This window comes from Streptomyces flaveolus (assembly GCF_000716535.1).
Lineage (GTDB): Bacteria > Actinomycetota > Actinomycetes > Streptomycetales > Streptomycetaceae > Streptomyces > Streptomyces flaveolus_A.
Genome location: NZ_JNWV01000061.1, coordinates 16,082 through 31,605, shown reverse-complemented (window position 1 = coordinate 31,605; position 15,524 = coordinate 16,082). Strand labels below are relative to the sequence as shown.

At 71.1% G+C, this 15,524-nt stretch carries 14 protein-coding genes; 11 read left to right on the top strand and 3 right to left on the bottom strand.

Annotated features, from left to right (window positions below; genetic code table 11):
• From OO52_RS42385 to OO52_RS42355, 7 genes are all read left to right on the top strand, one after another.
• The coding region (locus tag OO52_RS42385) for an alpha/beta fold hydrolase (RefSeq protein WP_158712632.1) at positions 1-1,875 on the top strand (1,875 nt) is incomplete at its 5' end.
• Between the two features lie 71 nt (positions 1,876-1,946).
• Positions 1,947-2,579, top strand: a complete 633-nt coding sequence (locus tag OO52_RS42380) for a DUF6875 domain-containing protein (protein WP_048910611.1) — start codon at positions 1,947-1,949, stop codon at positions 2,577-2,579.
• Positions 2,580-2,583: 4 nt separating this feature from the next.
• Positions 2,584-3,477: an alpha/beta hydrolase gene (locus OO52_RS42375; protein WP_030653007.1), complete on the top strand. Its 894-nt coding sequence runs from the start codon at positions 2,584-2,586 to the stop codon at positions 3,475-3,477.
• Complete coding sequence (locus OO52_RS42370; protein WP_078877493.1) at positions 3,474-4,316, top strand: tryptophan 2,3-dioxygenase; 843 nt, start codon at positions 3,474-3,476, stop codon at positions 4,314-4,316. Before OO52_RS42375 ends, OO52_RS42370 begins: the two co-directional genes overlap by 4 nt.
• 71 nt (positions 4,317-4,387) lie before the next feature.
• Entirely contained in the window at positions 4,388-5,650 is a 1,263-nt protein-coding gene (locus OO52_RS42365) for a kynureninase (protein ID WP_030653002.1), read from the top strand.
• Positions 5,651-5,702: 52 nt separating this feature from the next.
• Positions 5,703-6,743 carry a 3-hydroxy-D-kynurenine methyltransferase AcmL gene (gene acmL, locus OO52_RS42360; protein WP_030653000.1) on the top strand — a complete coding sequence of 347 codons (1,041 nt, stop codon included), beginning with the start codon at positions 5,703-5,705 and terminating at the stop codon, positions 6,741-6,743.
• A gap of 26 nt (positions 6,744-6,769) precedes the next feature.
• Positions 6,770-8,065: a cytochrome P450 family protein gene (locus OO52_RS42355; RefSeq protein WP_234339959.1), complete on the top strand. Its 1,296-nt coding sequence runs from the start codon at positions 6,770-6,772 to the stop codon at positions 8,063-8,065.
• 178 nt (positions 8,066-8,243) lie between these two features.
• Here the strand turns inward: OO52_RS42355 and OO52_RS42350 are convergent, their stop codons facing one another.
• The 3 genes from OO52_RS42350 to OO52_RS42340 all read right to left on the bottom strand — a co-directional run bounded on the left by OO52_RS42350 (position 8,244) and on the right by OO52_RS42340 (position 10,211).
• Positions 8,244-8,450 carry a ferredoxin gene (locus tag OO52_RS42350; protein ID WP_030652997.1) on the bottom strand — a complete coding sequence of 69 codons (207 nt, stop codon included), beginning with the start codon at positions 8,448-8,450 and terminating at the stop codon, positions 8,244-8,246.
• A 32-nt stretch (positions 8,451-8,482) separates the two neighbouring features.
• Entirely contained in the window at positions 8,483-9,130 is a 648-nt protein-coding gene (locus OO52_RS42345; RefSeq protein WP_234337996.1) for an LmbU family transcriptional regulator, read from the bottom strand.
• Between the two features lie 226 nt (positions 9,131-9,356).
• Positions 9,357-10,211: a TetR/AcrR family transcriptional regulator gene (locus tag OO52_RS42340; RefSeq protein WP_051818821.1), complete on the bottom strand. Its 855-nt coding sequence runs from the start codon at positions 10,209-10,211 to the stop codon at positions 9,357-9,359.
• Between the two features lie 115 nt (positions 10,212-10,326).
• Here OO52_RS42340 and OO52_RS42335 point away from each other — a divergent pair, with 115 nt between their 5' ends.
• The 4 genes from OO52_RS42335 to OO52_RS42320 all read left to right on the top strand — a co-directional run bounded on the left by OO52_RS42335 (position 10,327) and on the right by OO52_RS42320 (position 15,390).
• Positions 10,327-11,211 carry a siderophore-interacting protein gene (locus OO52_RS42335; RefSeq protein ID WP_030652991.1) on the top strand — a complete coding sequence of 295 codons (885 nt, stop codon included), beginning with the start codon at positions 10,327-10,329 and terminating at the stop codon, positions 11,209-11,211.
• A 79-nt stretch (positions 11,212-11,290) separates the two neighbouring features.
• Complete coding sequence (locus OO52_RS42330; RefSeq protein WP_030652990.1) at positions 11,291-12,274, top strand: daunorubicin resistance protein DrrA family ABC transporter ATP-binding protein; 984 nt, start codon at positions 11,291-11,293, stop codon at positions 12,272-12,274.
• The gene (locus tag OO52_RS42325) at positions 12,264-13,031 is read left to right on the top strand and encodes an ABC transporter permease (protein WP_030652988.1); all 768 of its coding nucleotides are present in this window, start codon (positions 12,264-12,266) and stop codon (positions 13,029-13,031) included. Before OO52_RS42330 ends, OO52_RS42325 begins: the two co-directional genes overlap by 11 nt.
• Before the next feature lie 88 nt (positions 13,032-13,119).
• Positions 13,120-15,390, top strand: coding sequence for an ATP-binding cassette domain-containing protein (locus tag OO52_RS42320; protein WP_030652985.1), 2,271 nt, complete (start codon positions 13,120-13,122; stop codon positions 15,388-15,390).
• Positions 15,391-15,524 lie beyond the last annotated feature (134 nt).

Sequence of the window (15,524 nt, the reverse complement as noted above, 5' to 3'; positions counted from 1 at the left end):
CGGTTGCTGCGGACCTTCGCCTCGGGTGTGCAGACGGCGCGGGCCGAGGACCCGAACGACACGGCCGCGATCCGCCGTGCCGTCGAGCAGAGCCTGGTCCTGGAGAAGGAACTCCTCGTCGACCCCGAGTACTTCACCGCCCTCGCCCCTCACGTCCCCGACCTGGCGGGCACCGACATCCAGCTCAAGCGCGGCACCGCCCACAACGAACTCACCCGCTACCGCTACGACGCCACCCTCTACAAGACCGGCACCACCACCCACCCCCTCGACGACGTCCCCACCCGCCCCTGGACCCGCGACCTGGGAGTTCTCGCCGATCATCTGGGCAGCGCGCGGCCCGACCGGCTGCGCGTCACCGGGGTGCCTCACGCGCGCATCGCGGCCGACCTCGCCGCGCAGCGCGCGCTCGAATCCGGGACGGCACCGGACCTCCGGGACACGGTCGGCGTCGATCCGGAGGACCTGCACCGCCTGGGCGAGAAGTACGGCTACTGGACGGCGATCAGTTGGAACGGGCACGACCCGGCCGCCCTCGATGTCACGTACGTCAAGCGTGAACTGCTGGGCGAGAGGGTGCCCGTCGGCGCCTACGCGCCCACGGGCGTGGCCGGACCCGGCTCGCTGCTCTCGGCCTGGACCACCAGCCCGGCCACCGGCCGGAGCACCGGCGCCCTGCTCATGGCCGTACGCGAGCACCTGCGCCGTCGGTTGCCCGAGTACATGCGCCCCGCCGCCGTCGTTCCGCTCGACCGGCTGCCGCTGACCGCCAACGGCAAGCTCGACCGTGCGGCGCTGCCGGCGTTCGAACCGGAGCGCGCCGACATCGGGCGGGCGCCTGCCACCCCGCAGGAGCAGGTGGTGTGCGAGCTGTTCGCGGAGGTCCTGGGCCGACCGGTGGTCGGTGTGAGCGAGGACTTCTTCGACCTGGGCGGGCACTCGCTGCTGGCCACCCGGCTGATGGCCCGGCTGCGCGCGGCCTTCGGCGTCGAGCTGGGCGTGCGGAGCCTGTTCGAGGCGCCGACACCGGCGGGCATCGCGGCCCGGCTCGACGTCGACGACGCGGACGGCTCGTACGAGGTGATGCTGCCGCTGCGCACCGGGGGCAGCAGGCCGCCGCTGTTCTGCGTCCATCCGGGCGGGGGCATCAGCTGGTCGTACAGCGCGCTCATCAAGCACCTGGGGTCGCAGTATCCGCTGTACGGCATCCAGGCGCGCAGCCTGGCCCGGCCTGAACCCCGGCCCGCCAGCATCGAGGAGATGGCGGTGGACTACGCCGACCAGATCCAGCGGGTGCAGCCGCACGGACCGTACCACCTGGCCGGCTGGTCGTTCGGCGGGCTGTGCGCGCACGCGCTGGCCGCGGAGTTCCAGCGGCGCGGCGAGCCGGTGGCGCTGGTCGCGGTGCTCGACGTGATCCCCGACTGGCAGGGCCTCACCCACGCCGACGTGCCCGCCCCGGACGACCGGGTGATGCTGCTCTACCACGTCGGTCTCGTCGACGACGGCAGCCACCACGACGACGGCGAGATGACCTTCGCCAAGGCGCGGGAGATCCTGCGGCGCCAGGGCAGTGTGCTGGCCAACCTGGAGGAGGACCGGCTCACGACGATCACCGAGATCTCGGCGAACAACACCCATCTGACCGTCGACTACCGGCCCGGCCCGATCGACGGTGACCTGCTGCTGATCGCCTGCTCCGAGGAGCAGGACCCGCCGGTGACCGCCGAGGCCTGGCAGCCGTACGTGCGCGGCTCCGTCGAGGCCCATGTGGTGCCCGGCGACCATGGGTCGATGCTGACCCGCCCGGACACGCTCGCCGAGATCGGCCGCATCCTCTCGGCCAAGCTCCACGACCTCACCGGCGACGAGTGACCTTCGCGGGCCGCCCACCAGGAACCCGCCCTCCGCTGTCCGCGAGGACCGACACCCGAGGACTGACACTGATGCTGACCGACGTGCTCTCCGTCGACGTCGCCAAGGCCCTGGCCGCCGTGGACGAATGGCTGAGCGAGTACATACGCCGACCGCACGGCGAACTCGGACGCACCGGCCCGGTGTGCCCGTTCGTCGAGCCCGCCCAGCGTGCCGGTGCGCTGGAGATCCGCGTCAGGCTCGTCGGCCCCACCCCGAGCCAGACCTTGCTCGACGAGATCGTCCGCTGCGGCCTGGATGAGTTCAGCGAGGTCGACTGGAAGTCCGGCAACCCGAATCTGCGCTCGCTGCTGCTGGTCCTGCCGGACCTTCCGGCCGAGCACCTGCACCTGCTGGACGCGGCGCACACCGCGCTGAAGCCGGAGAGCGTGCGGCGGGGGCTGATGATCGCCCAGTTCCACGAGAAGTGCGAGGAGAAGGCCGCGCGCAACCCGGCGTTCGAGGTGAGTCACGCCCCAGTGCCGATGATGGCGGTGCGGTCGATGGCGATCCACGACGTGCTGTTCCTGGCCGACCGGCGGGAGTGGTTCGAGGAGTACGCGAGCCGTTTCGGCGCCCGCTACCGCGCCGGGTCGCACGGCATCGACCCGCTGCTGACCGAGGTGTACGAGCGGGCCCGTGCCGCCTACGCGCCGGGGAGCTGAGCGCATGCGCGACGCACCGCCGGCCGCGCGTGCCGTGTACCGGGGCATGGACCAGGCCACGCTGGACCGGCAGTACTCGCCGAGCTCGTGCGTGGCGAGCCTGGACGCCTACCTGCGCGAGTACGAGCAGCGGAGCGAGGCCGCCCGCCGGGACCACCCGGTGCGGACCTCCCTTGCCTACGGCCCGCACGCGGCGGAGCGGCTCGACTACTTCCCCGGGCAGGCGGCCGGGCGGGCCCCGCTGCTGGTGTTCGTGCACGGCGGGAACTGGCAGGCACTGGGCCGCGCCGAATCGGCGTTCCCGGTGCCGCCGCTGCTGGCCGCCGGCGCGGCGGTCGCGGTGATCGAGTACGGGCTGGCGCCGGACGTCGGCCTGGACGCCATGGCGGGCATGGTGCGCCGGGCCGTGGACTGGCTGCTGCGGCACGCGGACGGGCTCGGGTTCGCCCCGGACCGCCTCCATCTGTGCGGTACCTCGGCCGGTGCACATCTGGCCGCCATGGCCCTGCTGCCGGACGCGTCGGCCGGCCCGGACGTGTCCGGCCGGATCGCCGGGGCGGTGCTGCTCAGCGGCATGTACGACCTGGAACCGGTGCGCCTGTCCTACGTCAACGACGCCCTGCGGCTGGACGAGGGCGCGGCCCGGCGCAACAGCCCGATCCTCCGCCTGCCGGCGCGGCTGCCCCCGACGGTCGTCGCCCGCGGCGGGAACGAGACCGAGGAATACGTCCGCCAGCACGACGGGATGGTCGCGGCGCTGCGCCCGCGGGCGGCGGTGACGGAGGTCGTCGCCGAACGGCGCGACCACTTCGACCTCCCCTACGACCTGGGCGTGCCGGGCACCGGGCTGGGCGACGCGGTCCTGGCGCAGATGGGACTGGAAGGAACGATCGCATGACCACCGAACAGACGACCGCGAGCCCCGCGTGCCCGCTGTCCGCCGGGTCCCCGTCGGACACCACCCCGTACGCCCACTACGCGCGCATGGACGAGCTGCTGGGCTTGCAGCATCCACTCAGTTCGGCCCGCACCGAGCCGGGGTTCATCATCATGAGCCAGGTCAAGGAGCTGCTGTTCAAGCTGCTGCACACCGAATTCAGCACCGCGCGCGACCAGTTGGCCGACGACCTGCTCGACGACGCGCTGTGGACGCTGCGCCGCGCCGCACGGGTGCAGCAGGTGCTGCTGGTGTCGTGGGAGACGTTCTCCGTCCTGTCCCCGGTGGAGTTCGCCGAGTTCCGGGACGTCCTGGGATCGGCCTCCGGCTTCCAGTCGGCCGGCTACCGGCGCCTGGAGTTCCTGCTCGGCAACAAGAACTCCGCGATGGCCGCGCCGCACCGGAACACGGCGGGCTACGACGCGGTGGTCGGCCAGCTGCACGAGCCGAGCCTGTACGACGCCGCGCTCGCGCTGCTGGCGCGCCGCGGGCTGCTCACGCCGGACGACGCCACGAGCCGGGACGTCACCCGGCCGTACCGCGTCGGCGCGGAGGCCGAGGAGGCCTGGCGGGCCGTCTACCGGGACCCCGTCCGCCATCGCGACCTGCATCTGCTCGCGGAGGCGCTGATGGACACCGCCGACCAGTTCGCCCGCTGGCGCTACACCCATCTGGTGACCGTGCAGCGGATGCTGGGCGCCAAGCCCGGGACCGGCGGCACCGAGGGCGTGGCCTGGCTCGCCGGGATCAGTGAGCACCGCTTCTTCCCCGAACTGTGGTCGGTGCGCTCCACGCTCTGACCGGGCCCCAGGGCATGCCCGCGGACGGCGGGACACGCGGACACGCACGACACGAGACAGAAGGAGGGCCGATGGTGAGCGGGATTCCGCGCACGGTGGCCGAGCAACTGGACGCGGCCGATCCGCTCGCCGCGTTCCGCGAGCGGTTCGTCATCGCCGATCCGGAGCTGATCTACCTGGACGGCAACTCGCTGGGCCCGCTGCCCGCCGTCACGCCGGAGGTGCTGCGGGAGGTGGTCGAGGAGGGCTGGGGCGGCGGGCTGGTGCGGTCGTGGCAGGGCTGGATCGACTGGGGCGCCCGGCTTGGCGACCGCCTCGCCGAGCACGTGCTCGGCGCCGCGCCCGGCGAGGTGGTGATCTCCGACTCCACGTCGGTCAACCTCTACAAGCTGGCCGCCGCCGCCCTCGACGCGGCACCGGGGCGCGGCACCGTCGTGATGGACGCCGAGGACTTCCCGACCAACCGCTACATCGTCCAGGGCCTCGCCGAACAGCGCGGGCTGCGGCTGGTGCGCCTGCCGTCCGACCTCGACGGCGGCTTCGACCTCGACGTCCTGCGCTCGGCGCTCGACGGTGACGTCGCGCTGGTGGTGCTGTCCCTGGTGTCCTACCGAAGCGGCGCGCTGCTGGACATGGCGCAGGTGAACGACCTGGCCCGGGCGGTCGGCGCGCGGGTGCTGTGGGACGTGTCGCACGCCGCCGGAGCCGTCCCCGTGGACCTGGCCGGCACCGGCGCGGAGCTCGCTGTCGGCTGCACCTACAAGTACCTCAACGGCGGCCCGGGTTCACCCGCCTTCCTCTATGTGCGGCGCGATCTGCAGCCCAGGCTGCGGCAGCCGGTGTGGGGCTGGTACGGGCAGCGCGGGCAGTTCGAGATGGGGCCCGACTACGACCCGGTGCCGGGCATCGAGCGCTTCCTGGTGAGCACCCCGCCGCTGGTGTCGCTAGCGGCCATCGATCCCGCCCTCGCCCTGGTCGAGGAGGCCGGGACGGCGCGGATCCGGGCCAAGGGGCTGCGGCTGGGCCGGCTGGCCGACGAGCTGGCGGACGACTGGCTCATCCCGCTGGGCTTCCGACCCGCCTCGCCCCGCCCGCCCGAGCGGCGCGGTTTGCATCTATCCCTGTACCACCCTGACGCCTGGCGGATCTGCCAGGCACTGGCCGCGGACGCGAAGGTGATCTGCGACTACCGGGTCCCGGACCGGCTGCGCATCGGCCTGTCCCCCCTGGTCACCCGGTTCACCGACGTCTGGGACGCGTTGGCCCGCATCCGCGACGTTGTGTCCGAGGGCGCCTACGCCTCCCGGCCCGCCGACCTCGCCCGGGTGACCTGACCTCCGCCTCCCCGCACACCACCCTCTCCACCTCAGCCGATTCGGAGTGCCCATGGCTCACGCATCCCCGCTCACCACCGACGGACTGGTACAGATCCTGTTCGGCTCCTCCGCTTTCCAGATGCTCCGCGCGGGCAGCGAACTGGGACTGTTCACCCTGTTGCACCGGCGACCGGGCCTGACCCCGCCGGAGATCGGCCGGGAACTCGGCCTGGAGGAGCGGCCGGTACAGATCCTGCTGCTCGGCACGACCGCCCTCGGACTGACAGTGCGTCAGGGCGAGGGCTACGAGAACGCTGACGTACTGAACGACCGTTTCACAGAGGGTACTTGGGAGATCATCGAGGATCTCGTGGAGTACGAGGAACGCATCGTCCGGCCCGCCGAGGTGGACTTCATCGCGTCACTGCGCGAGAACACCAACGTCGGCCTGCGACGGATCAAGGGCACGGGGGAGGATCTCTACCACCGGCTGTCCGCGGACCCGGAGCTGGAGCAGCTGTTCTACCGCTGCATGCGGTCCTGGTCCCGGCTGTCCAACCCCGTACTGGTCGAGAAGGCCGACCTCACCGGAGTGCGCCGCGTGCTGGATGTGGGCGGCGGCGACGGCGTCAACGCCATCGCCCTCGCCCAGGCCAATCCCGGCGTCGAGTTCACCGTCCTGGACCTGCCCGGCACGGTGGAGATCGCCCGCAAGAAGATCGCCGAGCACGGCCTGTCCGACCGGATCTCCGTGCGGGCCGCGGACATCTTCGCCGACACCTACCCGACCGGCCACGACTGCGTGCTCTTCGCCAACCAGCTCGTGATCTGGTCACCGCAGGAGAACATACGGCTGCTGCGCAAGGCGCAGGCGGCGCTGCCCGACGGCGGGCGGGTCCTGGTGTTCAACGCCATGTCCGACGACAGCGGGGACGGCCCGCTGTACGCGGCCCTGGACAACGTGTACTTCGCGACGCTGCCGGCCGCCAGCAGCACGATCTACCGGTGGGGCCAGTACGAGGAGTGGTTCGCGGCAGCCGGATTCGTCAAGCCCGAGCGGCTGCCCGGCGGCCGGTGGACGCCGCACGGCGTGATCAGCGCAGTCAAGTGACGCCCCAGCGAGTACCGGAGCCGACCATGTCTTCCACGTTCACGGGTCCCCCGCCGGCCGGTGTGGCAGCGGCGTGCCCCGCCGGCCCGCACATGATGGACCCCGATCTGCTCGCGGACCCCTTCGGCGGGTACGGCCGGCTGCGCGAGCAGGGCCCGGTCGTCCGCGGCCGGTTCGTCGACGGCACGCCGGTGTGGTTCGTGACCCGCTACGACGACGTCCGTGCCGTGCTGCGCGACCCACGGTTCGTCAACACCCCGTCGCACGTGCCCGGCGCGCAGGGCGCCGATCCGCGTGAGGGGATGATGGAACTGCTCAACGTCCCCGAGCACTTACGGATCTACCTGCTCGGCTCCCTCCTGGACAGCGACCCGCCGGACCATCCGCGGCTGCGCCGCCTGGTGACCCGGGCGTTCACCGCCCGCCGCATCCTCGATCTGCGTCCCGCCATCGAACAGATCGCCGACGGGCTGCTCGACGAGCTGCCTCACCGGGCGGAGCGGGACGGGACGGTGGACCTGCTGGAGCACTACGCCTACCCCCTGTCGATCACGGTGATCTGCCGGCTCGTCGGGATCCCCGCGGTCGACCTGGAGCGGTGGCGGGAATGGGGCGGGGACCTCGTGTCGATGCGGCCCGAACGCCTCCAGCACTCCTTTCCCGTGATGATCGACTACTGCCATCAACTGATCGAACAGCGTCGCGCCGCACTCAAGGACGATCTGCTGAGCGAGTTGATCCGGGCGCAGGACGACGACGGCGGACGGCTCAGCGACACGGAGACGGTCACCATGGTGCTCACCCTGGTGCTGGCCGGCCACGAGACGAGCACGCATCTGATCGGCAACGGCACCGCGGCCCTGCTCACCCACCCCGACCAGCTGGCACGGGTGAGGGCGAACCCGGCGCTGCTCCCGCGAGCGGTGCACGAGCTGATGCGCTGGTGCGGCTCGGTGCAGGTGGCCCGACTGCGCTACGCCGTCGAGGACCTGGAGATCGCCGGTACGCGCGTCGCCCGCGGTGACGCAGTCCAACCGGTGCTGGTCTCCGCCAACTTCGACCCGCGGCACTACACCGACCCGGACCGGCTGCACCTGATGCGTCAGCCGGACGGGCAGGCCGAGAACCACGTGGGCTTCGGTCACGGCATCCACTACTGCCTGGGCGCGACGCTGGCCCGGCAGGAGGGCGAGGTGGCGCTCGCCCGGCTGCTGGCCCGCTACCCGGATCTCGCGCTCGCGGACGGCGATCCGGAGCGGGAACGCGCCCACCTTCCGGGCAGTTGGCGGCTGAACGCGCTGCGCCTGCGGCTCGGCTCCTGAAATGAGCACAGCCGAAGTGGGCACGGGTGAAGTGGGTACAGCCGCAGTGAGCACGGCTGAAGTGAGCACAGCCGTAGTGAGCACAGCCTTCTTCGGACCATGAGATGAGCGCAGCACTGAGGGCTCCATGATCTGCCCCATGGAGCCCTCAGCCCTGGGGGTGGCGGGAGTTGTGTCGTCAGGTGCCGGGTGGCGCGTTCCCCACGGCGATCGCCTGGACGGGGCAGGACAGCGCAGCCTGCGTGACCTGCTTCGGGGTGGCCGTCCGCGCCCCCTCGGGCACGAGGGTGGCGTACCCGTCGTCGTCCTGGGTGAAGACGGCGGGTGCCGTCAGGGTGCACTGCCCGGACCCGATACAGGTGCGGTGGTCGATGCGGATCTCCATCTGGGGCGGTCTCCGGTGGTCGGGCCGGGGTGTCATGGGCCGAGCTCGTGTGCGGTGGCACGGTCGAGCGTCAGCAGGACCCACTCCTCGAAGTCGCGGTCTCCTCTCGACGCGGCCTCCCGCCAGCGCTGGACGCGGTCGGAGGGGGCGCTGATCCGGAGCTGGCTGGCCCGCGTGGGGATGGCGGTACGGTTTCCTCTGCGGCTCTCCCGCAGCCGCAGTCGGAGCTGGTTGCGGGACCAGCCGTGCTGCTCCGCCTGGTCGAGCCAGGTGTCGGCCTCCGCCGGCGGCAGGGAGGCGACCTCGGCGTGGTGGCCGAAGCTCAGTGTCTCGCGCCGGCGCCGCAGCTCGAAGTGCCGTGCCACCCAGGCGTAGTTGCGCAGTGTCTGGTAGTCGAGGCCCGCGGCCTGGACTCCGGTCTGGTAGCGGTCCGCGTAGCGGTCCTGGCCGTAGACGAGCCAGTCGCCCAGGCACCAGGCGGAGGAGTCGGCGATCTGGAAGATGTGCTGCCCGGCCTTCTCCCATCGGTCGTAGGTGAGGCTGGTGGGTATCTTGAGGCCGACCCGGGTGGTGAAGATTCGTTCCTGCTCGCCGGGTCTGCGGGGGCGGGCCGCCTGGGTCGCTCGGCGGCCGACTGGCAATTGACGGTCACTCCGGTCGTACTTTGCGATGTGCTGCACCGGCTTTCTCCTGAAATCGGGGCATGATGCATCTCGCACCACTCATCGCGCCCTCGAATCATCAAGGGCGCAAGCTCGACAAACGGTAGGCACCGTTCGAGATACCGTCAATGAACATTTCCGGCCTGAGATGGCCGATTGGGGCTCAGTCGGCTTCGAAACCGACCGTTTCGAAGGTGCGGCAGGTGCCGGGTCGTGCGGGCCTGCCGGGGCCCGCACGACCCCGTCAGGGTGTGCCGGCCGAGGCGTGGAGCGTGCCGTCGGAGTCCGTTCGCACCGCCGACTCGACGCCGTCGAGGATCAGGCCCAGGCCCACCCGGAAGGCCTCCCTCGCCTCCTGCTCCATGTGCGACGCGGCGCCGCCCGCCTCCGCCTCGGTCATGGCGGCGAGGCTCGCGGTCGACTCCAGGGCCGCGAGGGCGGGGAAGCGTTCGGCGAAGTCGGGCGCGAACTCCGCGAGCAGTGCGGACCGCTGCGCCCACCACTCCTCGTCGGGCACCCCGGTCTCCGGCGCCGCCTGCCGGTGTTCCGTCGCGACGAGGGCCATACCCCGCACGAACTGGAACAACACCGCGATGACCCGTCTGACATGCAGGGGTTCCAGGCCGGTTCCGCCCAGGATCCGCACCACCGTCTCCAGCCGCGCGTACTCGTTCGGCCCGAGTACGGGGCGGGCCTGAGAGACCTGGAGTACCCAGGGGTGGCGCAGATAGAACGCCCAGGCGTCGTCGGCCCAGCCGGTGATCGCCGGCCGCCAGCCCGCGCTCGTGTCGTACTCCGTGGGCAGTTCGGCCAGCACCCGGTCGTGCATGAGGTCGACCAGTTCGCTCTTGCTCGGCACGTAGGTGTAGAGCGCCATGGCGGTCCGCCCGAGGCGGGTCCCGACCGCCCGCATGGACAGGGCCGCCATGCCCTCTTCGTCCGCCACCGCGACACCCGCGGCCACGATCGTGTCCACGTCGAGCCCGGGTTTGGGGCCGGGTTTCGAGCCGGGTTTGGGTGCGGCCATTCCGGATTCGGCCGATCGCCAGAGCAGGGACATGGACCGGCGGGCATCGCCCTGCCCGGCGAAAACAACCACCTTGCAACTCCTTACTGCATAAAGTAACCTCGGCGGCACAACTCTTTACGCTGTAAGGATACCAGATGGGCGGCCACCCGCCCCGGTATGCCCGTACGTTCGTGGAAGGTTTCCGATGGCAGAGCTCCCCGTCACGTTCATCCAGGTCACCGACATCACACGCATCACACCGCGGATGGCCCGCGTGACGTTCGAGGCCGACCACCTCGAAGACTCCGTCGGCCTGACCCCGGACCAGCAGCTCAAGCTCTGCTTCCCCCGGCCCGGTCAGGAGCGGCCCGTCCTGCCGGAGCAGAGCGACGACGCGACGGGCTGGTACCAGACGTTTCTGGCCATTCCGGAGGACGAGCGGCCCTGGATGCGCAGCTTCACCCTGCGTCGGCGGGTGCCCGGGACGAACACCGTCGAGGTCGACTTCGTCCTGCACGGCGACAGCGGCCCGGCCGGCGCCTGGGCCGAGTCCGCCCGCCCCGGCGACCGCCTCGGCATGGTCGGCCCCTCCGCGCTCTACGCCGGACCGGTCTCTCTGACGGACTCGATCACCTCCGCCGACTGGCTGTTGATCGCCGGCGACGAGACGGCACTGCCCGCCATCGGCACCCTGCTGGAGGCCCTGCCCGAGCGGGCCCGCGCCGAGGTGTACATCGAGGTCGCCGACCAGGCCGAGCAGCAGACCTTCCAGACCGCGGGCGACGCCACCCTGCACTGGCTGCACCGCGACGGAACCCCGGCTGGCCGCAGCGACGCCCTCGTCGACGCCGTCCGCGGCGCCGAGTTCCCGCCCGGGCGTCCCTTCGCGTGGCTGGCCGGCGAGGCCGGCGTCGTCCGGACTCTGCGCCGCCACCTGGTCAACGACCGGGGTCTCGACAAGCGCGCGATCGACTTCAGCGGCTACTGGCGCGTCAAGCTCACCCAGGACGACGCCCCGACAGCCGAGGACATGGCCGAGGCGCAGGAACGCCTCGCCGAGTACCAGGCGGCGGCCGATGGCCAGTCCTGACGAGCCGCGCGCCGAAGCCGGCATCCTGGCCGGGCGCCGCGAGCCGGCTGGACGGCCGCCGGGCCGAGAGAAGGATTTCATGATCACAGTACGAGGTCTCGCCCGCCGGTTCACCGTGCGCGGCCAGGACGTCGAAGCGGTCAAAGGCATCGACTTCGACGTGGCGCCCGGGGAGGTGGTCGGCTTCCTCGGCCCCAACGGAGCGGGCAAGACCACGACCTTACGGATGCTCACGACCCTGCTGCGTCCCACCGGTGGAACCGGCACCGTGGCCGGGTGCGACCTGCTGACGGACCCCCAGGGCGTGCGGCGCAGGATCGGCTGCGTCCACCAGGGCGGCGCGACCTGGCCCGAGTCCAGGGTCGGCGAGGAGATCGAACTCCAGGCCCGGCTCTACGGTTTGTCCCGCACCGAGGCACAACGGCGCGGAGCCCTGCTCGCCGAGCGGCTCGACCTCGCCGGCCTGGACCAGCGGCCCGTCAAGACGCTCTCCGGCGGTCAGCGCCGCCGGCTCGACATCGCGCTCGGACTGGTCCACGAACCGACGCTCGTCTTCCTTGACGAGCCCACCACCGGCCTCGACCCGCAGAGCCGGGCCAACCTCTGGGACCACGTCCGCCGCCTGCGCTCCGAGCAGGGTACGACCGTGTTCCTGACCACCCATTACCTCGACGAGGCCGACGCGCTGTGCGACCGGATCCTCGTCACCGACCACGGCACGATCGTCGCCGAGGGAACCCCCGACGCGCTCAAGGCCCGCGTCGCGGGCGACGCGATCACCATCGAGGTGACCGACCAGGCCGCGGAAGCGGCCGACGTCGCCGGGCGGCTGACCGGCGCGAGCGAGGTGACCGTCGACGGTGACACGGTCCGCTTCCGGGTGCCCCGCGGCGACGCCGCCCTGCCGGAGCTGCTGCGCGCGCTCGACGGCCGGGGCATCACCATGGCCTCCGTCAAGGTCAACCGACCCACCCTCGACGACGTGTTCCTCAGCCTGACGGGACGCTCCCTGCGCGACGGCGAAGCCGCGCCCGAGGCCAGGGAGGCCGCCCATGCTGCGTGACACCCAACTGATCTTCGCCCGGGACATGAAACTCGCGCTGCGCAGCCCGACCTGGCTGCTCATCGGGATCATGCAGCCGCTGCTGTACCTGTTCCTCTTCGGACCCCTGATGGTGTCCGTGGCCGACCACACCCCCGGCTTCCCGCCAGGCGGCGCCTGGGAGGTCCTCACCCCGGCCCTCATCGTCCAGACGGCGCTGTTCAGCGGCTCCTTCGCCGGGGTGGGGCTGCTCACCGAGTACCGGGTCGGCGTCGTCGACCGCTTCCGCGGCACGCCCGCGAGCCGGGCCGCCCTGCTGTTCGGCAAGGTCCTGGCCCAGGCCGTGCAGGCCACCGCACAGTCCGTACTGATCGTGCTGGTGACGCTGCTCGTCTTCGACCTCGACGTCTCGACGACCGGGCTGCTGCTCAGCCTGGTCATCGCCGCGGTCCTGGCCATCACGCTGTCCTCGGGATCGTACGCACTAGCGATGGTCCTTAAGAGCGAGGCTGCGTTCCCCGCGCTGATGAACGCCGTGCTCCTGCCGCTGCTGCTGCTGTCCGGGGTGCTGCTGCCGGTCTCCGAGCAACTGGCCCCCGGCTGGCTGTACAACCTGGCCCGGATCAACCCCTTGACCCACGTGGTCGACGCCGAACGCGCCGCGTTCCGGGGGGACATGAGCGCCACAGGGCTGCTGACCGGCTCCCTCGTGCTGCTGGTCATGGCCGTCCTCGCCCTGTTGTGGGGCACGCGGACCTTCCGCAAGGAGAACGCCTGACGGCACCGGCCGCAGGCCCACCCGAGACCGGGCTCCCCCCTCACATCCCCCGCAGGGGGGAGCCCACCCGCACCACCGAGGAGCACACGTGAGGACCGACGCCATCAAGGTGACCGGTGCCCGGGAGAACAACCTCAAGAACGTCTCGCTGCAGATCCCGAGACAGCAACTGACCGTCTTCACCGGTGTCTCCGGCTCGGGCAAGTCGTCCCTGGTGTTCGACACCCTCGCGGCCGAGGCCCAGCGGCAGCTCAACGAGACCTTCAGCGCGTTCGTCCGGACCTTCCTGCCCGACCATGGGCGACCGGACATGGACACCGTCGAGAACATCTCCGCGGCCGTCGTCATCGACCAGAAACGCTTGGGCGGCAACCCGCGCTCCACCGTCGGCACGGTCACCGACATCAACCCGCTGCTGCGTCTGCTGTTCTCCCGGGCCGGCGATCCCGCCGGCCTGCCGCCGAGCGCGTTCTCCTTCAACGACCCCCAGGGCATGTGCCCCACCTGCGAGGGCCTCGGCACGACCGTCCGCGTCGACCTCGACGCGTTCCTCGACCGCACCAGGTCCCTGAACCAGGGCGCGCTGCTGCACCCGGACTTCTCCACCGACAGCTGGTACTGGCTGAGCTACGTGGAGTCCGGCCTGTTCGACAACGACAAGCCGCTGGCCGACTTCACCGAGCGGGAATGGCAGCTGCTGCTGCACGGCGAACTGCCGGACAAGCTCCGCCTCCTCTGGCAGGGCAACACCCTCAACGTCCGCTACGAAGGCCTCGTCGACAAGTTCACCCGGCTCTACGTCAAGAAGGAGGACATGTCCGAGCGCGGCCGCCGGGTCTTCGAGCGGTTCGCTTGTACCGCCTCCTGCCCCGACTGCGACGGCACCCGCCTCGCGCCCGCCGCGCTGGCCACCCGGATCGGCGGCCACCACATCGCCGACCTTACCGCGATGGAGGCCCAGCACCTCGCACACGTCCTGGCGGAGCTGGACCTGCCCCGGGTGAAACCGGTCCTGGACGACCTGACCACCCGTCTGCGCCACCTGGTGGACATCGGACTGGGCTACCTGAGCCTGGACCGGCAGACCCGCACCCTCTCGGGCGGCGAGTCACAGCGGATCAAGATGGTCCGGCACCTGTCCAGCAGCCTTACCGAGATGCTGTACGTGTTCGATGAGCCGAGCATCGGCCTGCACCCCCGGGACGTGCACCGGCTCAAGGAACTTCTCATCGCCTTGCGGGACAAGGGCAACACCGTGCTCGTGGTCGAGCACGACCCCGACATCATGGCCATCGCGGACCACGTGGTCGACATGGGCCCGAAAGCCGGGAGGCTGGGCGGCCAAGTGGTCTTCGAGGGCGGCTTCGACGCACTCACCCGCGCCGACACCCTTACCGGACGCCACCTCACGCACCGACTGCCGCTCAAGACCGCGCCCCGGCGCGCCACCGGGACGCTCACCGTCGCCGACGCGACGAGTCACAACCTCAAGAACGTGACGGTCGGCTTCCCCGCCGGCGTCCTCACGGTCGTCACCGGCGTGGCCGGATCGGGCAAGAGCACGCTGGTCAACGACGAGTTCCTCAGCCGGCACCCCGACGCGATCGTCATCGACCAGTCGGCGGTGACCACCAGCCGACGCTCCAACACTGCCACCTACACCGGCCTGATGGACCCGATCCGCAGACTGTTCGCCACCGCCAACAAGGTCAGCGCCTCCATGTTCAGCGCCAACTCCAAGGGCGCCTGCCCCGACTGCCAGGGGCTCGGCGTCCTCTACACCGACCTGGCGTTCCTGGACACGCTGAAATCAGTGTGCGAGGTCTGCCAGGGCCGCCGCTTCTCCGAGGACGTCCTCGGCTACCGTCTGCGCGGCAGGTCCATCAGCGACGTCCTGGAGATGACGACGGCCGAGGCGGCGGACTTCTTCACCGAGCCCAAGCTCCGCCCCGTCCTGCACGCCCTGAACGAGGTGGGGCTGGACTACCTGCGCCTCGGCCAGCCGCTCAGCACCCTGTCCGGCGGCGAGTGCCAGCGCCTCAAACTCGCGGCCGACCTGCACCGCGTCGGAAGCGTCTACGTCATGGACGAACCGACCACGGGCCTGCACATGTCGGATGTCCACCGCCTCCTCGGCATCATCGAGCGCCTCGTGGACCATGGCAACACCGTCATCGTCATTGAGCACAACCTCGACGTCGTCAAGAGCGCCGACTGGATCATCGACCTCGGCCCCGAAGGAGGCAGCGGCGGCGGACGCATCCTGTTCGAGGGAACGCCGGCCGCTCTCCTGAAGACCACCGACTCCCACACCGCCACGCACCTGCGGCAGGACCTCTCGCCGGCACGACGCGGCTGAGTGCCCTCCCGCTCGTTCTCCACCGACGCGGCGGAGAACGCGGCGACCAACCTCCCCGGCACCGTGCGGTCGTAGGCGCAGGACCGGACGTCACCGCGCGGTGCGCGACCGAGCGGACGGCTCCTGGCGCCGTC